The sequence below is a fragment of the Streptomyces sp. NPDC004788 genome (assembly GCF_053601115.1).
The window spans coordinates 14,946-34,596 of the sequence record NZ_JBSGBF010000001.1; the positions used below are offsets into that span (position 1 = coordinate 14,946).

The following is a 19,651-nucleotide window of genomic DNA, read 5'->3' on the forward strand; positions in this document are numbered from 1 at the left end:
AGACCGGCGCCGGCAGGAAGAGGTGAAGGACGCATGACCCCGATCGCGACCGCACCCGGCGACCCCGAGTGCGTCGCCCTGGCCGAAATCGAACTGTGCGGGGAGCTGATCATCGCGGCCTCCGCCGTCGACGGGGAGCGGCTCAGCGCGGCCCGTATCGACGAGGTCCTTCGCGTCGGCGCCCACGCCCGCTGACCGCTAGGCCCGCTGACTGCCACACTCGCTGACCGCCGGGCCCGCTGACCGCCAGGCCGACTGGCCCCGGCGGGCCGGCGTACGGATCAGGGTCAGGGTCAGGGTCAGGGGCAGGGTTAGATCAGGATCAGGTGCGCATCATCCGCGCGATGGCCTTGGTGGCCTCCTCGACCTTCGCCTCGATCTCGTCGCCGCCCTTGGTCGCCGCGTCCGCGACGCAGTGCCGCAGGTGCTCCTCCAGGAGCTGGAGGGCGAAGGACTGCAGCGCCTTCGTGGAGGCCGAGACCTGGGTGAGGATGTCGATGCAGTAGACGTCCTCGTCGACCATCCGCTGCAGCCCGCGGATCTGGCCCTCGATGCGGCGCAGCCGCTTCAGGTGCTCGTCCTTCTGCTTGTGGTAGCCGTGCACCCCGTGCTCGTGGCCCGTGCCGTGACCGGTGCCGTGCTCGGCCGCCGGCTGGGTGGTCTCGGGGGTGACTTCGGCCGCCGCCGCGGTCGTCGCCTCGGTGGTCGTCATCGCGTCCTCCCGTTGTCCAGAAAGAGTGGGTATACCCCTCGTGGGTATAGGGTACCGATCCCCGCGAATCGCGGCGGGGGCCCGTGCAGATCACTGTGCCTGATGGGCGACACTGAAGGGACGCCGGTTAGCCGTGGCCGGATGATGCGCCTAGCATCAGCCTGACCGAAACCCAGCACCCCGAGGACCCCACGTGCGATTTCGTCTGACCCCCAGGGAGACGAGCTTCTATGACATGTTCGCCGCGTCCGCGGACAACATCGTCACGGGCGCCAAGCTCCTGATGGAACTGCTCGGAGCGGATCCCTCCGCCCGGGCCGAGATCGCGGAACGCATGCGGGCAGCGGAGCACGCCGGCGACGACGCGACCCATGCCATCTTCCACCAGCTGAACTCGTCCTTCATCACGCCGTTCGACCGCGAGGACATCTACTCCCTCGCCTCCTCCCTCGACGACATCATGGACTTCATGGAGGAGGCCGTCGACCTGGTCGTCCTCTACAACATCGAGGAACTGCCGAAGGGCGTCGAGCAGCAGATCGAGGTGCTGGCCCGGGCGGCGGAGCTGACCGCCGAGGCGATGCCGAACCTGCGGACGATGTCCAACCTCACCGAGTACTGGATCGAGGTCAACCGGCTGGAGAACCAGGCCGACCAGATCCACCGCAAGCTGCTCGCCCACCTCTTCAACGGCAAGTACGACGCCATCGAGGTGCTGAAGCTCAAGCAGGTCGTGGATGTCCTCGAAGAGGCGGCGGACGCCTTCGAGCACGTGGCGAACACGGTGGAGACCATCGCCGTCAAGGAGTCCTGAGCTTCGTGGACACCTTCGCCCTGGTCGTGACCATCCTGGTCGCGCTCGGCTTCACGTATACGAACGGATTCCACGACTCGGCGAACGCCATCGCCACCTCGGTCTCGACCCGGGCGCTGACCCCGCGGGCCGCCCTGGCGATGGCCGCGGTCATGAACCTCGCCGGCGCCTTCCTCGGCAGCGGCGTCGCGCACACGGTCAGCAAGGGCCTGATCGAGACGCCGACGGGCAACTCGGGGATGGCCATCCTCTTCGCCGCGCTGCTCGGCGCGATCGTGTGGAACCTCATCACCTGGTACTTCGGCCTTCCCTCGTCCTCCTCGCACGCGCTGTTCGGCGGCATGGTGGGCGCGGCGCTCGCGGGCGGTACGGAGGTCATCTGGTCCGGCGTCCTGGACAAGGTCGTCATCCCGATGTTCCTGTCGCCGGTGGTGGGTCTCATCGCCGGTTACCTGGTGATGTGCGCGATCCTGTGGCTGTTCCGCAAGGCCAACCCGCACAAGGCCAAGCGCGGCTTCCGTATCGCGCAGACGGTCTCGGCGGCCGGCATGGCGCTCGGCCACGGCCTCCAGGACGCCCAGAAGACGATGGGCGTCGTGGTGATGGCCCTGGTCATCGGTGACGTGCAGAGCGCCGACGCCCCGATCCCGGTGTGGGTGAAGCTCGCCTGTGCCGTGATGCTCTCGCTCGGCACGTACGCGGGCGGCTGGCGCATCATGCGGACCCTCGGTCGCAAGATCATCGAGCTGGACCCGCCGCAGGGCTTCGCCGCGGAGACGACCGGCGCGTCGATCATGTTCGTGACGGCGTTCCTCTTCAAGGCGCCGATCTCCACGACCCACGTCATCACCTCGGCGATCATGGGTGTGGGCGCCACCAAGCGCGTGAACGCGGTGCGGTGGGGCGTCGCCAAGAACATCATCCTCGGCTGGTTCATCACCATGCCGGCCGCGGCCGTCGTCGCCGCGCTGAGCTATTACGTGATCAAGCTCGTCTTCGGCTGACCGGCTGACCGGCTGGCCGGCTGACCGCGAGGACGCCACGGAACGTGGTTGGGCCCGGCTCCCCTGTGGGGGAGCCGGGCCCTTCTGCGTCGTACGGCGGCACCGCCATGCAGCACCGTACGACTGCTTTATCCGAAGCGGCCGGAGATGTAGTCCTCGGTCGCCTGGACGCTCGGGTTGGAGAAGATGCGCTCGGTGTCGTCCAGCTCGATCAGCTTGCCCGGCTGGCCCACGCCCGCCAGGTTGAAGAACGCCGTACGGTCCGAGACGCGGGCGGCCTGCTGCATGTTGTGCGTCACGATGACGATCGTGAAGCGCTCCTTCAGCTCGCCGATCAGGTCCTCGATGGCGAGGGTGGAGATCGGGTCGAGGGCCGAGCAGGGCTCGTCCATCAGCAGCACCTCGGGCTCGACCGCGATGGCGCGGGCGATGCACAGACGCTGCTGCTGACCGCCGGAGAGGCCGGCGCCCGGCTTGTTCAGGCGGTCCTTGACCTCGTTCCAGAGGTTGGCGCCCTTGAGGGAGCGCTCGACGATGTCGGAGAGCTCGGACTTCTTGTACGAGCCGGCCAGGCGCAGGCCCGCCGCCACGTTGTCGAAGATCGACATGGTGGGGAAGGGGTTGGGGCGCTGGAAGACCATGCCGACGGTGCGGCGCACCGCGACCGGGTCGACGCCGGTGCCGTACAGGTTCTCGTCGTCCAGCATCACCTTGCCCTCGACGCGGCCGCCGGGGGTGACCTCGTGCATGCGGTTCAGGGTGCGCAGGAAGGTGGACTTGCCGCAGCCGGACGGGCCGATGAAGGCCGTCACGGAGCGGGGCTCGACGGTCATGGAGATGTCGTCGATCGCCTTGTGGTTGCCGTAGTAGGCGGAGAGGCCGCTGACGTCGATTCGCTTGGCCATATCAATCACTACTTCCAGTGTGCCGCGGTCAGCGGCCGGTCTTCGGGGCCTTCCAGCGGGCGATGCCGCGGGCCACCAGGTTGAGGATCATGACGAAGGCGATCAGGACGAGCGCGGCGGCCCAGGCGCGGGCCACGGCGGCGTCGGTGCCGACCGCGTACTGCTCGTACACGTAGAGCGGCAGGGAGGACTGGGCGCCTTCGAAGGGGTTCGGGTTGATGAGCTTCGTACCGAACACGAGGAGGAGGACGGGGGCCGTCTCACCGGTGATGCGGGCGACCGCGAGCATGACGCCCGTGGTGATGCCGCCGATCGCGGTGGGCAGGACCACCTTCAGGATCGTGCGCCACTTGGGGATGCCGAGGGCGAGGGAGGCCTCGCGCAGCTCGTTCGGGACGAGCTTCAGCATCTCCTCGGTGGAGCGGACCACGACCGGCATCATCAGGATCGCGAGGGCCATCGAGCCGGCGAAACCGGAGGGGCCGAAGCCCAGGATCAGGTTCCAGGTGGCGAGGATGAAGAGGCCCGCGACGATCGACGGGATGCCCGTCATGACGTCGACGAAGAAGGTGACGGCCTTGGCGAGCTTTCCGTTGCCGTACTCGACCAGGTAGACCGCGGTGAGCAGACCGATCGGCGCGGCGATCAGGGTCGCGATGCCGACCTGCTCGATGGTGCCGAGCAGCGCGTGGTAGACGCCGCCGCCGGCCTCGGCGTCGAGGACGCCGTTCATGGAGTGGCTGAGGAAGTACGGGTCGAGGACCTGGAGGCCCTTGCTGATCGTGACCCAGCCGAGGGACAGCAGCGGTACGACGGCCAGGACGAAGCAGACCCAGACGAGGCTGGTGGCGACGCGGTCCTTGGCCTGCCGGGCGCCCTCGACCTTGGCGGTGACGGCGTAGGTGGCGAGGACGAAGAGCAGCGCGGAGACGAGGCCCCACTGGACCTTGCTGTGCCAGCCGGCGGCGAGGCCGAGGCCGCAGCCCGCGGCGATGGAGCCGGCCGCGACGGCGGCGGGCGTCCAGCGCGGGAGCCGGGCGTGGGAGAGGGGGCGGCGCGGGGAGACGGTCACCGGACGGTCCTGTATGGCGTGGCTCATGCGTTCGCCCCCGAGTACTCCTTGCGGCGCGCGATGATCATGCGGGCGGCGCCGTTGACCAGCAGCGTGATGACGAAGAGGACGAGACCCGAGGCGATCAGGGCGTCCCGGCCGAACTCGTTGGCCTCGTTGAACTTGGCGGCGATGTTCTGGGCGAAGGTGCCGCCGCCCGGGTCGAGCAGGTGGCCCGAGAGCACGAAGCTCGGGGAGAGGACCACGGCGACGGCCATGGTCTCGCCGAGGGCTCGGCCGAGGCCGAGCATCGAGGCGGAGATGATGCCGGAGCGGCCGAAGGGCAGCACCGACATGCGGATGACCTCCCAGCGCGTGGCGCCGAGGGCGAGCGCGGCCTCCTCGTGCATCCGCGGGACCTGGAGGAAGACCTCGCGGGTCACGTTGGTGATGATCGGGAGGATCATGATCGCCAGCAGGATGCCGACGGTGAAGATGTTGCGGGCGACGCCGTCGCTGGACTTGTCGAAGATGTACGTCCAGCCCAGGTACTGGTCGAGCCACTTGTTGAGGCCGTCCAGGTACGGGACGAGGAAGATCGCGCCCCACAGGCCGTAGATGATGCTGGGCACGGCGGCGAGCAGGTCGACCACGTAGGCGAGCGGCTTGGCCAGCTTGCGCGGGGCGTAGTGCGAGATGAACAGCGCGATGCCGATGGCGACGGGCACGGCGATGGCCATGGCGATGACCGAGGAGACGACCGTGCCGAAGGCGAGGACGGCGATGCCGAAGACGGGCGGGTTGCCGGCCGGGTTCCACTCGAAGGTGGTGAAGAAGTTGGTGCTGTCGTTCGAGATCGCGTTGATCGCGCGGTAGGTGAGGAAGACCGCGATCGCGGCCATGATCACGAGGAGGGTGATGCCGGAGCCGCGGGACAGACCGCTGAAGACGCGGTCCCCGAGGCGGGTCGCGCTCTTGGCGCGCCGGCTCCTCTGTATCTCTGGTGTGGAAGTAGCCATCTTGTTTCTCCGGTCTGCGGAGCCGGTACGAGCGCGGGGCTCGGCGACTGGCTCCTGGCGGCGGTGCACCGGATGCCGGAGGCGGCCCCTCCACGGGAGGTGAGGGGCCGCCCCCGGCCGGGGGTCAGGACAGGGTCGGGACGATCGCGCGCACCTTGGCGGCGATCTCGGCCGGGAGCGGGGCGTAGCCGGCGTCGGAGAGGACCTTCTGGCCCTCCTCGCTGGCGGTGTAGTTGAGGAACGCCTTCACGGTCGGCAGGGTCTCGGGCTTGTTGCCCTTGTCGCAGGCGATCTCGTACGTGACCAGGGTGATCGGGTAGGCGCCCTCGGCCTTGGTCGTGTAGTCGAGGGAGAGGGCCAGGTCGGAGCCGGTGCCCTTGATCTTGGCGGCGGCGATGGCCTTGGAGGCGTTCTCCGTGGTGGCCGCGACCGGGGCGGAGGCGCCGGTGTTGATGGAGACCGTGCTGATCTTGTTGGCGGTCGCGTAGGAGAGCTCGAAGTAGCCGATGGAGCCCTCGGCGTCCTTGACCGCGGTGGCGACACCGGAGGAGCCGTTGGCGGCCTGGCCACCCGGGGCGGGCCACGACTTGGTCTTCGGGTCGTACTTCCAGTCGGCCGGGGCGGTGGCGGAGAGGTACTTGCCCAGGTTCTGGGTGGTGCCCGACTCGTCCGAGCGGTGGAAGGCCTGGATGGTGGAGCCGGGGAGCTTGGCGCCCGGGTTCAGCTTGGCGATCGCCGGGTCGTTCCACTTGGTGATCTTCGTGTCGAAGATCTTCGCCAGGGTGGGGGCGTCCAGGACCAGGTTGTCCACGCCGTCCAGCTTGTAGCCGATGGCGATGGGGCCGCCGACCATCGGGAGGTTGATGCCCTTGCCGCCGGCGCAGACCTTCTGCGAGGCCGCGACCTCTTCGTCCTTCAGGGCGGAGTCGGAGCCGGCCATGGCGACCTGGCCCTGGTTGAACTTGGTGATGCCACCGCCGGAGCCGATGGCCTGGTAGTTCACCTCGACGCCCGAGCAGGCGGCCTGGAAGTTCTTGACCCACAGGTCCATCGCGTTCTTCTGCGCGGAGGAGCCGGCGGCGAGCAGCTGGCCCTTGGCGCCGTCGCACTTGATGTTCGACGCCGCGGCGGAGGTCTTGCCGCCGTCCTTGGTGGGCTCGTTGTTGTTGTCCGAACCACACGCCGAGAGGACGAGCGCGCCGGAGACGACGAGGGCACCGATCGCGGAGGCGCGAAGCCCGTTCTTCGAAAGCTTCACTTTCGGGTGTTCCTTCCAGAAGCCGCCATGTCGTGGACCTTGGTGTCCTGAACTTTTCTACGGCGGCGCGTGTCGGGTGTCCGGTGCGAGGTCGAGCGGTGCACCGTGTACGGCCGAAATTAGGCAGATCAGGTGAAGCCGTCGACGGAGGAGAGTGAACGGGAAGTGAACCGTGCCGGAAGGTGAGGTGCGAAGCGGCGAGGCCCCTGGTGGGGCGCGGTGAGGGGCCTGCGCGGTTCGGCGGTGGGCGACGGTCGGCAGGCGTGCGGGCTCAGCGGGGGGCGACGGCCGGCAGGGCGTCGAGGAGCTCGCGGTCGCGCGGCTGGGTGAGGCGGGCGCGGGCCGCGGCGGGCGGGAGCCAGACGAGGGCGTCGACCTCGCGCCCGGGGGTGAAGGTGCCGCCCAGGGCGCGGGCCGTCCAGTAGGCGACCTCCTTGGGGCGGCCGTTCACCGGGTAGCGGACGGTCGGGAGGCGGGCGCCGAGCACGCAGGAGTGGCCCGTCTCCTCCAGGACCTCGCGGACCGCGCAGTCCGCGAGGGTCTCGTCGGCCTTGAGCTTGCCCTTCGGATGCGACCAATCGTCGTATTTCGGCCGGTGTACGAGCGCGATCTCGACGCCGTCGCCCGACGCCGCCGGGCGCCACAGGACGGCGCCCGCGGCGAGGATCGGGTCGGGGGAGGTCACGGGACCGGGGCCGTCGTGCGGGACCAGGCGCGCTGGAAGGCGAAGCGGGCGGCTTCGACGTCGTGGCGCTGGTCGGCGTGGAGGACGCCGAGGGCGTAGGCGGTGGCCGGGGCGATCCGTGGGGTGCGGGCGGCCGCGGCGGCCGCGGCGGCGGCCTCGGCGGCGTCGCGGTGCCGGTCGAGGGCGCGGGCGGCCTCGTACAGGACCGGGTCCGGGTCGGCGCCGCCGTACAGCACCTCGCCCGCGTACCGGTGCAGCCGCAGCAGGCCGCGGGTCTGGTGCCAGGGCGTGTCCTGGGACTCGCCGGCGGTGAGCGCGAGGGCGTCGGCGTTGTACGGGTGGGCCGCCCGGGTCAGCGGCAGCGCGGCGACCGCGTCGCGCAGCCGGCGTTCGACGGCCGCGGCCGGGGCGTCCAGGACGTCGACGGCGCGGGCGTCGGCGGCCGGGCCGAGCGGCACGTCGGAGGCGAGGAGCGCGACGGCGTCGGCGACGGCGTGGAAGCGGGAGGAGCCGAGCGCCTGGAGCGCGGCGGAGTGCGCCCGGGTACGGGCCAGGGTGAGCTGGCGTTCGAGCAGGGCGCCGGCCCGGGCGGCGCCGACGGTGAGACCCCGGCTGGTCTCCGCACCGCGGGCGGCGGGTACCGGCCCCTGCGCGCCGCCGCTCGACAGCCGGGACAGCGCGTCCACCAGGCGGACGAGCCGGGAGGTGCAGGCGTGCTCCAGGGCGAGCGTGCCGGAGAGCCAGGCCAGCTCGGTGCGGAGCTGGTCGGCCCAGGCGGCGTCGAGCAGCGGCCGGAAGGTGTGCAGGGTGCCGCTGATCCGGCGGGCCGCCGCCCGCAGGGTGCGGGCGGCGGCCTCGGAGCCCGCCGTGTCGGCGCCGCTCTCGGTGTGCAGCCGCAGGCCGCGGAGGAAGTCCGCGGCCCGGGCGTGCAGGTAGGGGGCGAGGACCTCGCCCGCGGTCACGGCCGAGGGCGCGGCCGTGGTCACGGTCGAGGTCACGGTGGAGGTGGCGTTCGCGGCGGTCGCCGGGACGCCCGCCGGGACGCCCGCCTGGGTCTCCGCGGACCCGTCTCCCGTCGTGGTGACGGTCGCGCGCGGGCGGTTCACGTCCGGGTGGGGGGCGTCGGACGTCGTGACGTCGTGGTCAGGGTTGTGCACGCCGGCGCCTCCGCGCGTCGATGAGCATCTCCTGGACGTGCCGGAGCGGCTGGCCCTCGGGGTCGGTCGCGTGCCGCGTCCAGTTCCCGTCCGGGCCGAGGTGCCAGGAGGAGGTGGTGTCGGACATCCCGGTCTCCAGGAGCCGCGTGAGGGCGGCCCGGTGGGCGGGATCGGTGACCCGGACCAGGGCCTCGATGCGGCGGTCCAGGTTGCGGTGCATCATGTCGGCGCTGCCGATCCACACCTCCGGCTCGCCGCCGTTGCAGAAGGCGAAGATCCGGGAGTGCTCCAGGAAGCGGCCGAGGACGGAGCGGACCCGGATGTTCTCCGACAGGCCCTCGACGCCGGGGCGCACGGCGCAGATGCCGCGGACCCAGATGTCGACCGGCACACCGGCCTGCGAGGCCCGGTAGCAGGCGTCGATGACGGCCTCGTCGACCATCGAGTTGACCTTGATCTTCACGTATGCGGGCCGGCCGGCGCGGTGGTGCGCGATCTCCTTGTTGATGCGGGAGACCAGGCCGTCGCGCAGCGACTTCGGTGCGGTGAGCAGGCGCCGGTAGGTCTCGCGGCGCGAGTAGCCGGACAGCCGGTTGAACAGGTCGGAGAGGTCCGCGCCGACCTGCGGGTCGGCGGTGAGCAGGCCGAGGTCCTCGTAGAGCCGGGCCGTCTTCGGGTGGTAGTTGCCGGTGCCGACGTGGCTGTAGCGGCGCAGCGTCTCGCCCTCCTGCCGGACCACCAGCGACAGCTTGCAGTGGGTCTTGAGCCCGACGAGGCCGTAGACGACGTGGCAGCCGGACTCCTCCAGCTTCCGCGCCCACTTGATGTTGGCCTGCTCGTCGAAGCGGGCCTTGATCTCGACGAGGACGAGGACCTGCTTGCCGGACTCGGCGGCGTCGATGAGCGCGTCGACTATCGGCGAGTCGCCGGAGGTCCGGTACAGCGTCTGCTTGATCGCGAGGACGTCCGGGTCGGCCGCCGCCTGCTCCAGGAACGCCTGCACGGACGTGGAGAACGAGTCGTACGGGTGGTGGAGCAGCACGTCGCGCTCGCGCACCGCCGCGAAGATGTCGGGCGCGGACGCCGACTCGACCTCGGCGAGGTCGCGGTGGGTGCCGGCGACGAACTTCGGGAACTTCAGCTCCTGCCGGTCGAGCGAGGCGATGCCGAAGAGGCCGGTGAGGTCGAGCGGGCCGGGCAGCGGGTAGACCTCGGAGTCGGAGACCTTCAGCTCGCGGACCAGCAGGTCGAGCACGTACGGGTCGATGGACTCCTCGACCTCCAGGCGCACCGGCGGGCCGAAGCGGCGCCGCATGAGCTCCTTCTCCAGGGCCTGGAGCAGGTTCTCGGCGTCGTCCTCCTCGACCTCCAGGTCCTCGTTCCGCGTCACCCGGAACATGTGGTGCGCGAGCACCTCCATCCCCGGGAACAGCTCCTCCAGGTGCGCCGCGATGACGTCCTCCAGCGGGACGTAGCGCTCCGGCGACGCCTCCAGGAAGCGGGACAGCAGCGGCGGGACCTTCACGCGCGCGAAGTGCCGGTGGCCGCTGACCGGGTTGCGGACGACGACCGCGAGGTTGAGCGAGAGCCCCGAGATGTACGGGAAGGGGTGCGCCGGGTCCACGGCCAGCGGCGTGAGCACCGGGAAGATCTGCTGGCGGAAGAGGGTGAAGAGGCGCGCCTGCTCCTTCTCGGTGAGCTCCGGCCAGCGGATCAGGTGGATGCCCTCGTCGGCGAGCGCCGGGGCCACGTCCTGCTGGAAGCAGGCGGCGTGCCGCGCCATCAGCTCGCGCGAGCGCGTCCAGATCAGGTCGAGCACCTCGCGGGGCTGGAGCCCGGAGGCGGAACGGGTGGCCACACCGGTGGCGATGCGGCGCTTGAGGCCGGCCACGCGCACCATGAAGAACTCGTCGAGGTTCGAGGCGAAGATCGCGAGGAAGTTCGCCCGTTCGAGGAGGGGGGTCGTCGGGTCCTCGGCGAGTTCGAGCACCCGCTCGTTGAACGCCAGCCAGCTGCGCTCCCGGTCCAGGAACCGCCCCTGCGGCAGTTCGCTCGCGCCGCCGTCCTCCTCCTCGTACGCGTCGAGATCGGCGTCCAGATCGGGCGCGAGCTCGCTGACGGCCGCGCCGTTCACGGCGTGCGGCCGGTGTGTGGCTATGGAGCCCAGCGAAGGCTGGGCGTCCGTCGACTTCTTCGCGCTCTTTGCGGAGGCGTTCTTCTTGGGCTGGACCGGGACCTCGGCGGGCTGCTGGCTCATGGCCCCATTCTTCCGCGCGAAGGTCAGGTCGGGCGCGTCGGAGCGGGCCGTGGGCGAGGGAAGCCTCCCTTTGGGGAGGGCCCGGGTGGGGGCGGGCACGGAGCGCTTCATTGCGTGAGCGTCGCAAGCGCGTCTGAATGGTCGGTAACGAGGACGTGACGTGAGGGAATCGGGGGCGGATCGGGGGCGGGGCCGAAACGGGCCCCGCCCGTGCTCGTCCGCCCGGTCCCGTGCTCGTCCGCCCCGTCCCGGGCTCGTTCTACGGCAGCCGGGCGCGCAGGACGCGGAAGGCGGCGGTGAGGGCGAGGGCGGCGAGGGCGAGGAGGATGCCGGTCTCGATCAGCTGGGTGGGCCAGAAGTGCCAGTCGGGGTGGTAGTCGAGGTACTGGCCGGTGACGCCCTTCGCGTCGAGGCACTGCTGAGGGGACTTGTCCACGTCTCGGCAGAGCCATTCGGTGATGCGCCGGCCGTCGCCCGTGATGAGGCCCATGTCCATCATCAGCCCGTGGTCCGGAACGGGGAGCGGGCCGCTCGCGGCGTTCATGGGACCCGTGACCGTCCTGACCGGCAGGAAGTCCCAGCGCAGCGCGCCGAGCACGACCACCACCACGCCCATGAGCACGCCGGTCACCGCCATGGCGGGCAGGGTGCGGCGGACCAGCTGACCGACGAGCGCGCCGACGGCGACGGCGGCGAGGACGTAGGCGAGGAGCACGATGCCGGTGGCCTCGTACGGGCCGCGGTCGGCCCAGCCGAACTGGTACGTGCCCGAGACGCGGCCCCAGCCGATCCGGAAGACGCCCATGAGGGCGAGGGTGACGGCGAGGGAGGCGACGGCGGCGGTGAGGATCTTGGCGCGCAGCCAGTGCGCCGGGCTGACGGACTGGGTGAGGGAGAGCCGGTACGTCCCCGACTCGTACTCGCGGGCGACCAGCGGGCCCGCGACGAAGGCGCCGACCAGCAGCGGAAGCAGGACCAGGTAGGCGCTTCCGTACTCCATGGTGAGGCGCAGCAGTTCGTAGCTGCGGTTGCTGTCGTCGGCCCGCCAGTAGCCGCCGCCCTCCTGGACGTCCGGGTACTGGGCGTCCCAGATGCGGAGCCCGCAGACGACGGCGAGGGCGAGGACGACGAGGGCGGCGGCCAGCCACAGGGTGCGGCGGTACTGGCGGGCCGTCACCCAGTACGAGCCCTTGAGGGCGAGCGTGCTCACGCGGCGGCTCCTTCGGTTTCCGCGTTCGTGCGGAGGTGGGCGAGGAGGAGGTCCTCCAGGGTGGGCGCGCTGGTCTCCCACGGGCCCTCGACGGGGCCCTCGTGGCGGACGAGCGCGGTGAGCTGACGGCCCGTCGTGCGGGACTCGACGACCGTGTGCGGGTCGAGGCCGGCGACGGGGCCGGTGAGCAGGGTGTGGGCGGCGAGCAGGTCGTCTATGTCGCCGGCGAGCCGGATCCGGCCGTCCTGGAGCAGCAGGAGGTGGTCGCAGGCGCCTTCCAGCTCGGTGAGGATGTGCGAGGACAGGACGACGGTGGTGCCGTGTTCGGCGGCGTCGGCCATGAGCAGGCCCATCAGCCGGTGCCGGGCGAGCGGATCGAGGTCGGCCATCGGCTCGTCGAGGAGCAGGAGTTCGGCGCGCTTGCCGAGGGCGAGGGCGAGGGCGACGCGGGTCCGCCGGCCGCCCGAGAGGTTCCGTACGAGGGCCCGCGGGTCGATCTCGTCGGCGATGACCCGCTGGGCGGCGGCCTCGTCCCAGCGGCCGGGGTTGAGCTCGCGGCCCATGCGCAGGGTGTCGGCGACGGTGAGCCGGGGGTGCAGCGGCTTGTCCTGCGCCACGTACGCCGTCCGCTCCCGCACCGGCGCCGTGATCGTCCCCTCCGTCGGCCGCAGCAGCCCCGCCGCCAGCGCGAGCAGGGTGGACTTGCCCGCGCCGTTCGGGCCCACCAGCGCGCAGACGCGGCCCGCGGGGAGGGCGAAGGTGCAGTCGCGCAGGGCCCAGGGGCGGGTGCGTCCTGCGTAGCGCCGGCCGAGCCCTTCGGCCGCCAGCGCGGCGGTCCCTGTTCCTGTCCCCGTTCCTGTCCCCGTCGTCATGCGTCGTCCCCCTCGAAGTGTTCGTTCAGTACGGATGTGAAGAGCGCCGCCACGTCCTCCCGGTCCAGGCCTTCCGCGCGGGCCCGTCGCGCCCACTCGGCGAGTTCGCCGCGCAGGGGCGAGTCGGCGGGGGCGGTGCCGAGGGTGGCGCGGACGAAGGTGCCGAGGCCGCGGCGGGCCTCGACGAGCCCCTCGCGTTCGAGCTCGCGGTACGCCTTGAGGACCGTGTTCGGGTTGATGGCGGTGGCCTCGACGACCTCGCGGGCCGTGGGCAGCCGGTCGCCGGGCGCCAGGAGGCCCATGCGGAGGGCCTGTTTGGTCTGCTGGACGATCTGGAGGTACGTGGCGACCCCGCTGCGCCGGTCGATGCGGTAGGCGAGCACGTTCCCTTCCACCACCCTTTCACTAATGAAGTAGTGAAAGGGTGGTGGAAAGAAGGGGGCGGTGTCAACCGCCCCCTTCTACTTCCTAGTTCGCGTCAGCCTTCTCGCTCGCGTCCTCGTTCACGACTCCGCGCGGTACATCAGGTCCACCTCGTGCGTACGGAAGCCCAGCCGCTCGTACACCGTCACCGCCGCCGTGTTGTCCGCGTCCACGTACAGCATCGCCGTCGGCAGCCCCTCGCCCGCCAGGTGCAGCAGGCCCGTCGCGGTGAGCGCCTTGCCGAGGCCGCCGCCCTGGGCCTCCGGCAGCACGCCGACCACGTACACCTCGCCGAGCTGCTCCTCGGCGTGCACCTTCGTCCAGTGGAAGCCGACGAGCCGGCCCTCCTTCTCCGCGAGGAAGAAGCCCTTCGGGTCGAACCACGGCTCCGCCATCCGGTCGTCCAGGTCCCGCTGGGTGAGCGAGCCCTGCTCCGGGTGGTGGGCGAACGCGGTCGCGTTCACGGCGAGCCAGGCCGTGTCGTCCTGGCCGGGTACGAAGGTGCGGACGGTGACGCCCGCCGGCAGGACCGGCTCCGGGATGTCGAGCGGTACCAAGGGCCGGCGCAGCTGGCGCAGTTCGCGGAACAGGGTCAGCCCGAGCACCTGGGCCAGGTGCCGGGCGGCCGGCTTTCCGCCGTGCGCCCACACCCGCAGCCGCTTGCCGGTCGCGTCGAGCAGCGCCGTGCCGAGCGCCCGTCCGTGGCCGCGGCCGCGGTGCGCCGGGTGCACGACCAGTTCGGCGGCCGGGGCCTCGACCGGGTCGGTCTCCTCCAGCTGGGCGTAGCCGTAGAGGTTCGAGCCGACGGTCAGCAGGAAGTGGCGGACGCCCTCCCGCCTGCCGTGGCGCAGATAGAGCCGCCCCTGCTCGGACACGGCGTGCACGCCGTCGGCGTGGTCGGCGGCCGCGAGCAGGTCGAGGACGTCCGTCACCTGTTCGGGGCTCAGCTCGTCGTAGGTGTGGATCTGCCGACCGGGTTCGAGGGCCGGCGCCGTGTCAGGAGTCATGGTTACGAGCCTACGGCGGGCGTGTCCCGCCCCGTGGGAGATCAAACCGACACTGTCAGGTGGGCCCCCGCGGAAGTCGCCCCGGCGGCCGCACGGCGGCCGCACGCGGACAAAGGCAACCACCTCGTAACCCGCTACCCCCTGTTGCGCTACGCGCGTTGACCCTAGGCTGCGCGGGCAGGACCGGAGTCGTTCAGGGAACTGGGGAGAGATGGCAGCGACGCGGAAGAACAACAAGGCGGGGCGGCGGATACTCGCCCTCGGGGCGGGGCTCGCCACCGTCGGCGCGCTGGTGGCGGCGATGCCGGCCGGTGCCTCGCAGGACAGCGGGGCCGACGCCGCCGCGTACGGAGGCACCAACGGCAAGGGCTGGGGGCGGATGGTCGACGTCCAGCTGCTCTCCTTCAACGACCTGCACGGCAACCTGGAGCCGCCGGCCGGTTCGTCCGGCCAGGTCACCCGGGTGAAGCCGGACGGCACCACCGAGAAGATCGACGCGGGCGGTGTCGAGTACCTGGCCACGCACCTGCGCCAGGCCCGTCAGGGGAACCGTTACTCCATCACGGCCGCCGCCGGTGACCTGATCGGCGCCTCGCCGCTGCTCTCCGGTCTCTTCCACGACGAGCCGACCATCCAGGCGATGAACGACCTGGACCTGGACGTCACCTCGGTCGGCAACCACGAGTTCGACGAGGGCGCCCTGGAGCTGGCCCGGATGCAGAACGGCGGCTGTCACCCGACCGCCGGCTGCTACGTGGACGGCAAGGAGTTCAAGGGCGCCGACTTCCCGTACCTCGCGGCCAACGTGACGGACGAGAAGACCGGCAAGCCGATCCTCGACCCGACCTTCGTCTGGGAGAAGGACGGCGTCCGCATCGGCTTCATCGGCGTGACCCTGAAGGGCACCCCGAACGTCGTCACCGCCGAGGGCGTCAAGGGCCTGAAGTTCGGCGACGAGGTCGAGACGATCAACAAGTACACGAAGGTCCTGGAGCGGCAGGGCGTCAAGTCCATCGTCGCCCTGATCCACGAGGGCGGCATGCCGGCCTCGTCCGCGTACAACTACAACTGCGACGGTGACGGCGACGGTGAGGGCGAGGGCGTCTCCGGCGCGATCGTCGACATCGCCAAGAACATCGACCCGCAGGTCGACGCGCTGGTCACCGGCCACACCCACCAGGCGTACGTGTGCACCATCCCCGACCCGGCGGGCCGGCCGCGCCTGGTCACCTCGGCGTCCTCGTTCGGCAAGCTCTACACGGACACCACGCTGACGTACGACCGCCGTACGAAGGACATCGTCCGCACCGCGGTCGCCTCGGCGAACCACGTCGTCAGCCGTGACGTCCCGAAGGCCGAGGACATCACCCAGCTCATCGCCGAGTGGAAGCAGCTCGCGGCCCCGGTCGCGAACCGGCCGCAGGGCTACATCGCCGCCGACATCAACGGCCGCGGCTCCACGGCGTACGAGAAGCCCCTCGGCGACCTGATCGCCGACGCCCAGCTGGAGGGCCTCGCCCCGGCCGACAAGGGCGGCGCGCAGCTGGCTCTGATGAACCCGGGCGGCATCCGCGCCGACCTCGTCTACAAGCAGTCCGGCGCCGAGGGCGACGGCGTGGTGACCTACGGCGAGTCCTTCACCGTGCAGCCGTTCACCAACATGATGAACGTGGTCGACCTGTCCGGCGCCAACCTGATCGCGGCGCTCAAGCAGCAGGTCAGCGGATCGAACCTGAACGCGGTGAAGATCCTCCAGGTGTCGAAGGGCCTCACCTACACGCTGGACATGACGAAGTCCGGCGCTGACCGCGTCGTCGACGGCACCATCAAGCTGAACGGCGAGCCGATCGACCCGGCGAAGAGCTACCGCGTCGCGATGAACGAGTTCCTCGCGGGCGGCGGCGACGGCTTCGCGGCCCTCGCCACCGGCACCAACAAGCTGGTCGGCGCCTCGGACCTGGACGTGTTCAACGCCTACCTGGCCGCCCACTCCTCGCCGACGGCGCCGCTGCAGGTGCCGGCGGCCGACCGGATCACGGTCAAGTAGCCGACGGGTAGTCAACACACGGAGACGAAGGCCGGTTCCCGCTGTCGCGGGGACCGGCCCTTTCTCATTCTGAACGAGTTCGAACGGCTGTTACCCCCGGCCCGCCCCTCTCGCGCATACCCGGCGGTAGCAATTCCCCGCACGCCTATGGCAGGAGCACGTCAAGCGCTGTCATAGTGCGGGCCATGGACCGACGACGCTTTCTCGCGGGCGCCGGCGCGGCCGGTGCCGCCCTGTTCCTGGGCGCCCCTTCCGCGCACGCGGCAGCCGTTCAGGACTGGATGGCCGCCCACGGCGACCCCACCCCGCTCCAGAGGCTCACGATCCCCGGCACCCACGACTCCGGCGCCCGCTACGGCGGCCTGTGGACCGAGTGCCAGAACACCACCATCGCCCAGCAACTCGACAGCGGCATCCGCTTCCTCGACGTACGGTGCCGGGTGACCGGCGGCTCGTTCGCCATCCACCACGGGGCGTACTACCAGAACCTGATGTTCGGCGACGTCCTCGGCGCCTGCTGGGACTTCCTCGCCGCGCACCCCGGCGAGACCGTCCTCATGCGGGTCAAGCAGGAGTACTCGACCGAGTCCGACGCCACCTTCCGTGCGATCTTCGACGACTACCTCGACAACCGCGGCTGGCGCCCGCTCTTCCGCATCGGCTCCGGAGTCCCGACCCTCGGCGAGTCCCGCGGCCGGGTCGTCCTGCTCGCCGACAACGCCGGGCTGCCGGGGCTGCGCTGGGCCGACAGCGCCTACTTCGACGTCCAGGACGACTACCAGGCCGAGCCCTTCGCCAAGTGGTCCAGGATCCAGGCCCAGTTCCGCAAGGCCGCCGCCCAGCCCGGCCCGTTCTACGTCAACTTCGTCTCCACCGCCGCCGGCCTCCCGCCCCGCTGGAACGCCGACCGCCTCAACCCCCAGGTCCACGCCCTCCTCGACAGCGCCGAGGCGACCGCCTGGCGGGGCCTCGGCATCGTCCCGCTCGACTTCCCCGACACCAATACGGGGCTCGTGGAGGCGCTCGTCCGGCACAACTGACCTGCTACCCCTCGTCGGAGGGCGGCGGGGTCGGTGCGCCCGGGAGCGTGACCGTCGCCACCGTGCCGCCGCCCTCCGCCGGGGTCAGCGCCACCGTGCCGCCCGCCTGGCCCACCGTGCGGGCGACGATCGACAGGCCGAGCCCCGAGCCCGGCAGGCTGCGGGCCGACGGGGAGCGCCAGAAGCGGTCGAAGACGTGCGGGAGTTCGTCGGCCGCGATGCCCGGGCCGTGGTCGCGCACGGTTAGCTCGCCGCGCATCAGCCGCACCTCGACCGTCCCGCGCGGCGGCGAGAACTTCACCGCGTTGTCCAGGACGTTGACCAGCGCCCGCTCCAGCGCGGCCGGCTCCGCCCGTACGTACCAGGGCGCGAGGTCGGTCTCGAAGGTCAGCTCGGGGCCGCGCAGCCGGGCCCGGTCGAGGGCTGAGCGGAGGATGGTGTGCAGCGCCACGACCTCCAGCGGGCCGGGGGCGGCGGCCTCGGGGCGGGCGAGTTCCTGGAGGTCGCCGATCAGCGACGCCAGCTCCGTCATCTGGGCCTTCACCGAGGCCATCAGGGCCCGCCGGTCGTCCGGCGGCAGCGCCCGGCCCGTCTGCTCGCTCCGCGCGAGCAGCTCGATGTTGGTGCGCAGCGAGGTCAGCGGCGTGCGCAGCTCGTGGCCGGCGTCGGCGATCAGCCGGGCCTGCCGGTCCCGCGAGGTGGCGAGCGCCGCCGTCATCGCGTTGAAGGACCGGGACAGCCGCGCGATCTCGTCCTCGCCCTCCACCGGGATCCGCACGGTCAGGTCCTCGGTCGCCGCCACGTGCTCGACCGCGCCCGTCAGCCGGTCCACCGGCGCGAGCCCGGTCCGCGCCACCCACAAGCCGGCCGCGCCCGCGCCGACGACCCCGATGCCGGAGACGAGGAGCAGCACCCAGGCCAGCGTGTTCATCGAGTTGTCGACCTCGGACAGCGGCCGGGCCAGCGACACCGCCATGCCGATGCGGCCCGGCTGGTCGTACGTGTAGACCCGCATCTCGCGGCCGTCGTCGTCCTTCGTCGTGTGCAGCGTGTCCGTGAGCAGCCCCTGCGCCACGGCCACGTCCGCGTCCTGCGCCGGGATCGGGGCCTTGCCCGAGGTGCAGACGGTGCCGTCGGCCAGGACGATCTGCACGGTGTACGGGGGCAGGGGCGGCACCCGGGTGTCGGTGCGGCAGCCGCCGAGCACCAGGTTCAGATACGTGTTGTCGACCTTGCTGCCGCGCAAGGACGAGTCCAGCTCGCTCTCCAGCTGCGCCCGGGTCACGAACCAGCAGGCCAGCGACACCGCGGCCACCGCGACCGCCACCGCGAGCGCGGTCAGCAGCGCCAGCCGGGAGCGCAGCGGCCGGGACCGGAACCAGGCGACCGGGTGGGGCACGGTCACTCCGGGCCCCCGCCGACTCCGCCGTCGCCGCCGGCCCCACCGGCCCCGCCCCGGAGGACGTAGCCGACGCCGCGCACCGTGTGGACGAGGCGCGGCTCGCCGCCCGCCTCCGTCTTGCGCCGCAGGTACATCACGTACACGTCCAGGGAGTTCGAGCTGGGCTCGAAGTCGAAGCCCCACACCGCCTTGAGGATCTGCTCGCGGGTGAGCACCTGCCGCGGGTGCGCCAGGAACATCTCCAGGAGCGTGAACTCGGTACGGGTCAGCTCCACCCGGCGCCCGCCCCGCGTCACCTCCCGGGTGGCGAGGTCCATCCGCAGGTCCTCGAACGACATCACGTCGCCGGCCGCGGCGTCGTCCACCGGCTGCCGCTGCTGCGCCGCGTACGAGCTGCGCCGCAGCAGCGCCCGGATCCGCGCGAACAGCTCGTCGAGCTCGAACGGCTTCACGAGGTAGTCGTCCGCGCCCGCGTCGAGTCCGGTGACCCGGTCGCCGACGGTGTCGCGGGCGGTCAGCATCAGGATCGGCACGGTCGACCCGGACGCGCGGATCCGGCGGGCGGCGGTGAGGCCGTCCATGCGGGGCATCTGCACGTCCAGGACGACGAGATCGGGGTCGTACGACTCCAGCTTGGCGAGCGCGTCGAGCCCGTCGACGGCGTCCTCGGTCCCGTACCCCTCGAAGGCGAGGGACCGGCGCAGGGCCTCGCGGACGGCGGGCTCGTCGTCGACGATGAGGATGCGCTCGTCATCATGCTGCTGGCCACTCATGCCACTCATGGGGTC

19 protein-coding genes are annotated in these 19,651 nt (G+C 71.3%); 5 read left to right on the top strand and 14 right to left on the bottom strand.

What is annotated here, in order from left to right; translation table 11 throughout:
* The first annotated feature begins 33 nt into the window (after positions 1-33).
* Positions 34-195 (top strand): hypothetical protein, encoded by a 162-nt coding sequence (locus ACWEJX_RS00080; RefSeq protein WP_403800017.1) that lies wholly within the window; start codon positions 34-36, stop codon positions 193-195.
* Between the two features lie 127 nt (positions 196-322).
* Here ACWEJX_RS00080 and ACWEJX_RS00085 read toward each other — a convergent pair whose 3' ends face one another.
* Positions 323-712 carry a metal-sensitive transcriptional regulator gene (locus ACWEJX_RS00085; protein WP_451605271.1) on the bottom strand — a complete coding sequence of 130 codons (390 nt, stop codon included), beginning with the start codon at positions 710-712 and terminating at the stop codon, positions 323-325.
* Positions 713-905: 193 nt separating this feature from the next.
* On the opposite strand from ACWEJX_RS00085, the gene ACWEJX_RS00090 reads away from it, so the two are divergent.
* Together ACWEJX_RS00090 and ACWEJX_RS00095 are read left to right on the top strand one after the other, a co-directional pair.
* Entirely contained in the window at positions 906-1,526 is a 621-nt protein-coding gene (locus tag ACWEJX_RS00090; protein ID WP_403800013.1) for a DUF47 domain-containing protein, read from the top strand.
* A 5-nt stretch (positions 1,527-1,531) separates the two neighbouring features.
* Complete coding sequence (locus ACWEJX_RS00095; protein ID WP_451605272.1) at positions 1,532-2,530, top strand: anion permease; 999 nt, start codon at positions 1,532-1,534, stop codon at positions 2,528-2,530.
* 128 nt (positions 2,531-2,658) lie between these two features.
* On the opposite strand, the gene pstB is transcribed toward ACWEJX_RS00095, so the two are convergent.
* The 11 genes from pstB to mshD all read right to left on the bottom strand — a co-directional run bounded on the left by pstB (position 2,659) and on the right by mshD (position 14,374).
* Positions 2,659-3,435, bottom strand: coding sequence for a phosphate ABC transporter ATP-binding protein PstB (gene pstB / locus ACWEJX_RS00100; RefSeq protein WP_451605273.1), 777 nt, complete (start codon positions 3,433-3,435; stop codon positions 2,659-2,661).
* Between the two features lie 28 nt (positions 3,436-3,463).
* A complete protein-coding gene (gene pstA / locus ACWEJX_RS00105) occupies positions 3,464-4,534 on the bottom strand; it encodes a phosphate ABC transporter permease PstA (protein WP_451605274.1) in 1,071 nt (356 codons plus the stop codon).
* On the bottom strand, positions 4,531-5,505 hold the full coding sequence (pstC, locus tag ACWEJX_RS00110; RefSeq protein WP_451605275.1) for a phosphate ABC transporter permease subunit PstC: 975 nt from the start codon (positions 5,503-5,505) through the stop codon (positions 4,531-4,533). Before pstC ends, pstA begins: the two co-directional genes overlap by 4 nt.
* 124 nt (positions 5,506-5,629) lie before the next feature.
* Complete coding sequence (gene pstS, locus ACWEJX_RS00115) at positions 5,630-6,763, bottom strand: phosphate ABC transporter substrate-binding protein PstS (protein WP_451605276.1); 1,134 nt, start codon at positions 6,761-6,763, stop codon at positions 5,630-5,632.
* Positions 6,764-7,034: 271 nt separating this feature from the next.
* A complete protein-coding gene (locus ACWEJX_RS00120; protein ID WP_451605277.1) occupies positions 7,035-7,448 on the bottom strand; it encodes an NUDIX hydrolase in 414 nt (137 codons plus the stop codon).
* Entirely contained in the window at positions 7,445-8,434 is a 990-nt protein-coding gene (locus ACWEJX_RS00125) for a CHAD domain-containing protein (protein WP_451605448.1), read from the bottom strand. Before ACWEJX_RS00125 ends, ACWEJX_RS00120 begins: the two co-directional genes overlap by 4 nt.
* A gap of 157 nt (positions 8,435-8,591) precedes the next feature.
* Positions 8,592-10,862, bottom strand: a complete 2,271-nt coding sequence (locus tag ACWEJX_RS00130; RefSeq protein ID WP_451605278.1) for an RNA degradosome polyphosphate kinase — start codon at positions 10,860-10,862, stop codon at positions 8,592-8,594.
* A gap of 259 nt (positions 10,863-11,121) precedes the next feature.
* On the bottom strand, positions 11,122-12,072 hold the full coding sequence (locus tag ACWEJX_RS00135; protein WP_451605279.1) for an ABC transporter permease: 951 nt from the start codon (positions 12,070-12,072) through the stop codon (positions 11,122-11,124).
* Entirely contained in the window at positions 12,069-12,944 is an 876-nt protein-coding gene (locus ACWEJX_RS00140; protein WP_451605280.1) for an ABC transporter ATP-binding protein, read from the bottom strand. Before ACWEJX_RS00140 ends, ACWEJX_RS00135 begins: the two co-directional genes overlap by 4 nt.
* The gene (locus tag ACWEJX_RS00145) at positions 12,941-13,327 is read right to left on the bottom strand and encodes a GntR family transcriptional regulator (RefSeq protein WP_451605449.1); all 387 of its coding nucleotides are present in this window, start codon (positions 13,325-13,327) and stop codon (positions 12,941-12,943) included. Before ACWEJX_RS00145 ends, ACWEJX_RS00140 begins: the two co-directional genes overlap by 4 nt.
* Positions 13,328-13,447: 120 nt before the next feature.
* Positions 13,448-14,374, bottom strand: a complete 927-nt coding sequence (gene mshD, locus ACWEJX_RS00150) for a mycothiol synthase (RefSeq protein ID WP_451605281.1) — start codon at positions 14,372-14,374, stop codon at positions 13,448-13,450.
* A 211-nt stretch (positions 14,375-14,585) separates the two neighbouring features.
* Between mshD and ACWEJX_RS00155 the strand changes: the two genes are divergently transcribed.
* Entirely contained in the window at positions 14,586-16,421 is a 1,836-nt protein-coding gene (locus ACWEJX_RS00155; RefSeq protein ID WP_451605282.1) for a bifunctional metallophosphatase/5'-nucleotidase, read from the top strand.
* Between the two features lie 185 nt (positions 16,422-16,606).
* Positions 16,607-17,461 carry a phosphatidylinositol-specific phospholipase C gene (locus ACWEJX_RS00160; RefSeq protein WP_451605283.1) on the top strand — a complete coding sequence of 285 codons (855 nt, stop codon included), beginning with the start codon at positions 16,607-16,609 and terminating at the stop codon, positions 17,459-17,461.
* Positions 17,462-17,465: 4 nt separating this feature from the next.
* Here the strand turns inward: ACWEJX_RS00160 and ACWEJX_RS00165 are convergent, their stop codons facing one another.
* Both ACWEJX_RS00165 and ACWEJX_RS00170 read right to left on the bottom strand, forming a co-directional pair.
* Positions 17,466-18,866, bottom strand: a complete 1,401-nt coding sequence (locus ACWEJX_RS00165; RefSeq protein WP_451605284.1) for a sensor histidine kinase — start codon at positions 18,864-18,866, stop codon at positions 17,466-17,468.
* Entirely contained in the window at positions 18,863-19,636 is a 774-nt protein-coding gene (locus ACWEJX_RS00170; RefSeq protein WP_451605450.1) for a response regulator transcription factor, read from the bottom strand. The genes ACWEJX_RS00165 and ACWEJX_RS00170 overlap by 4 nt, the downstream gene beginning before the upstream one ends.
* Between the last annotated feature and the right edge of the window lie 15 nt (positions 19,637-19,651).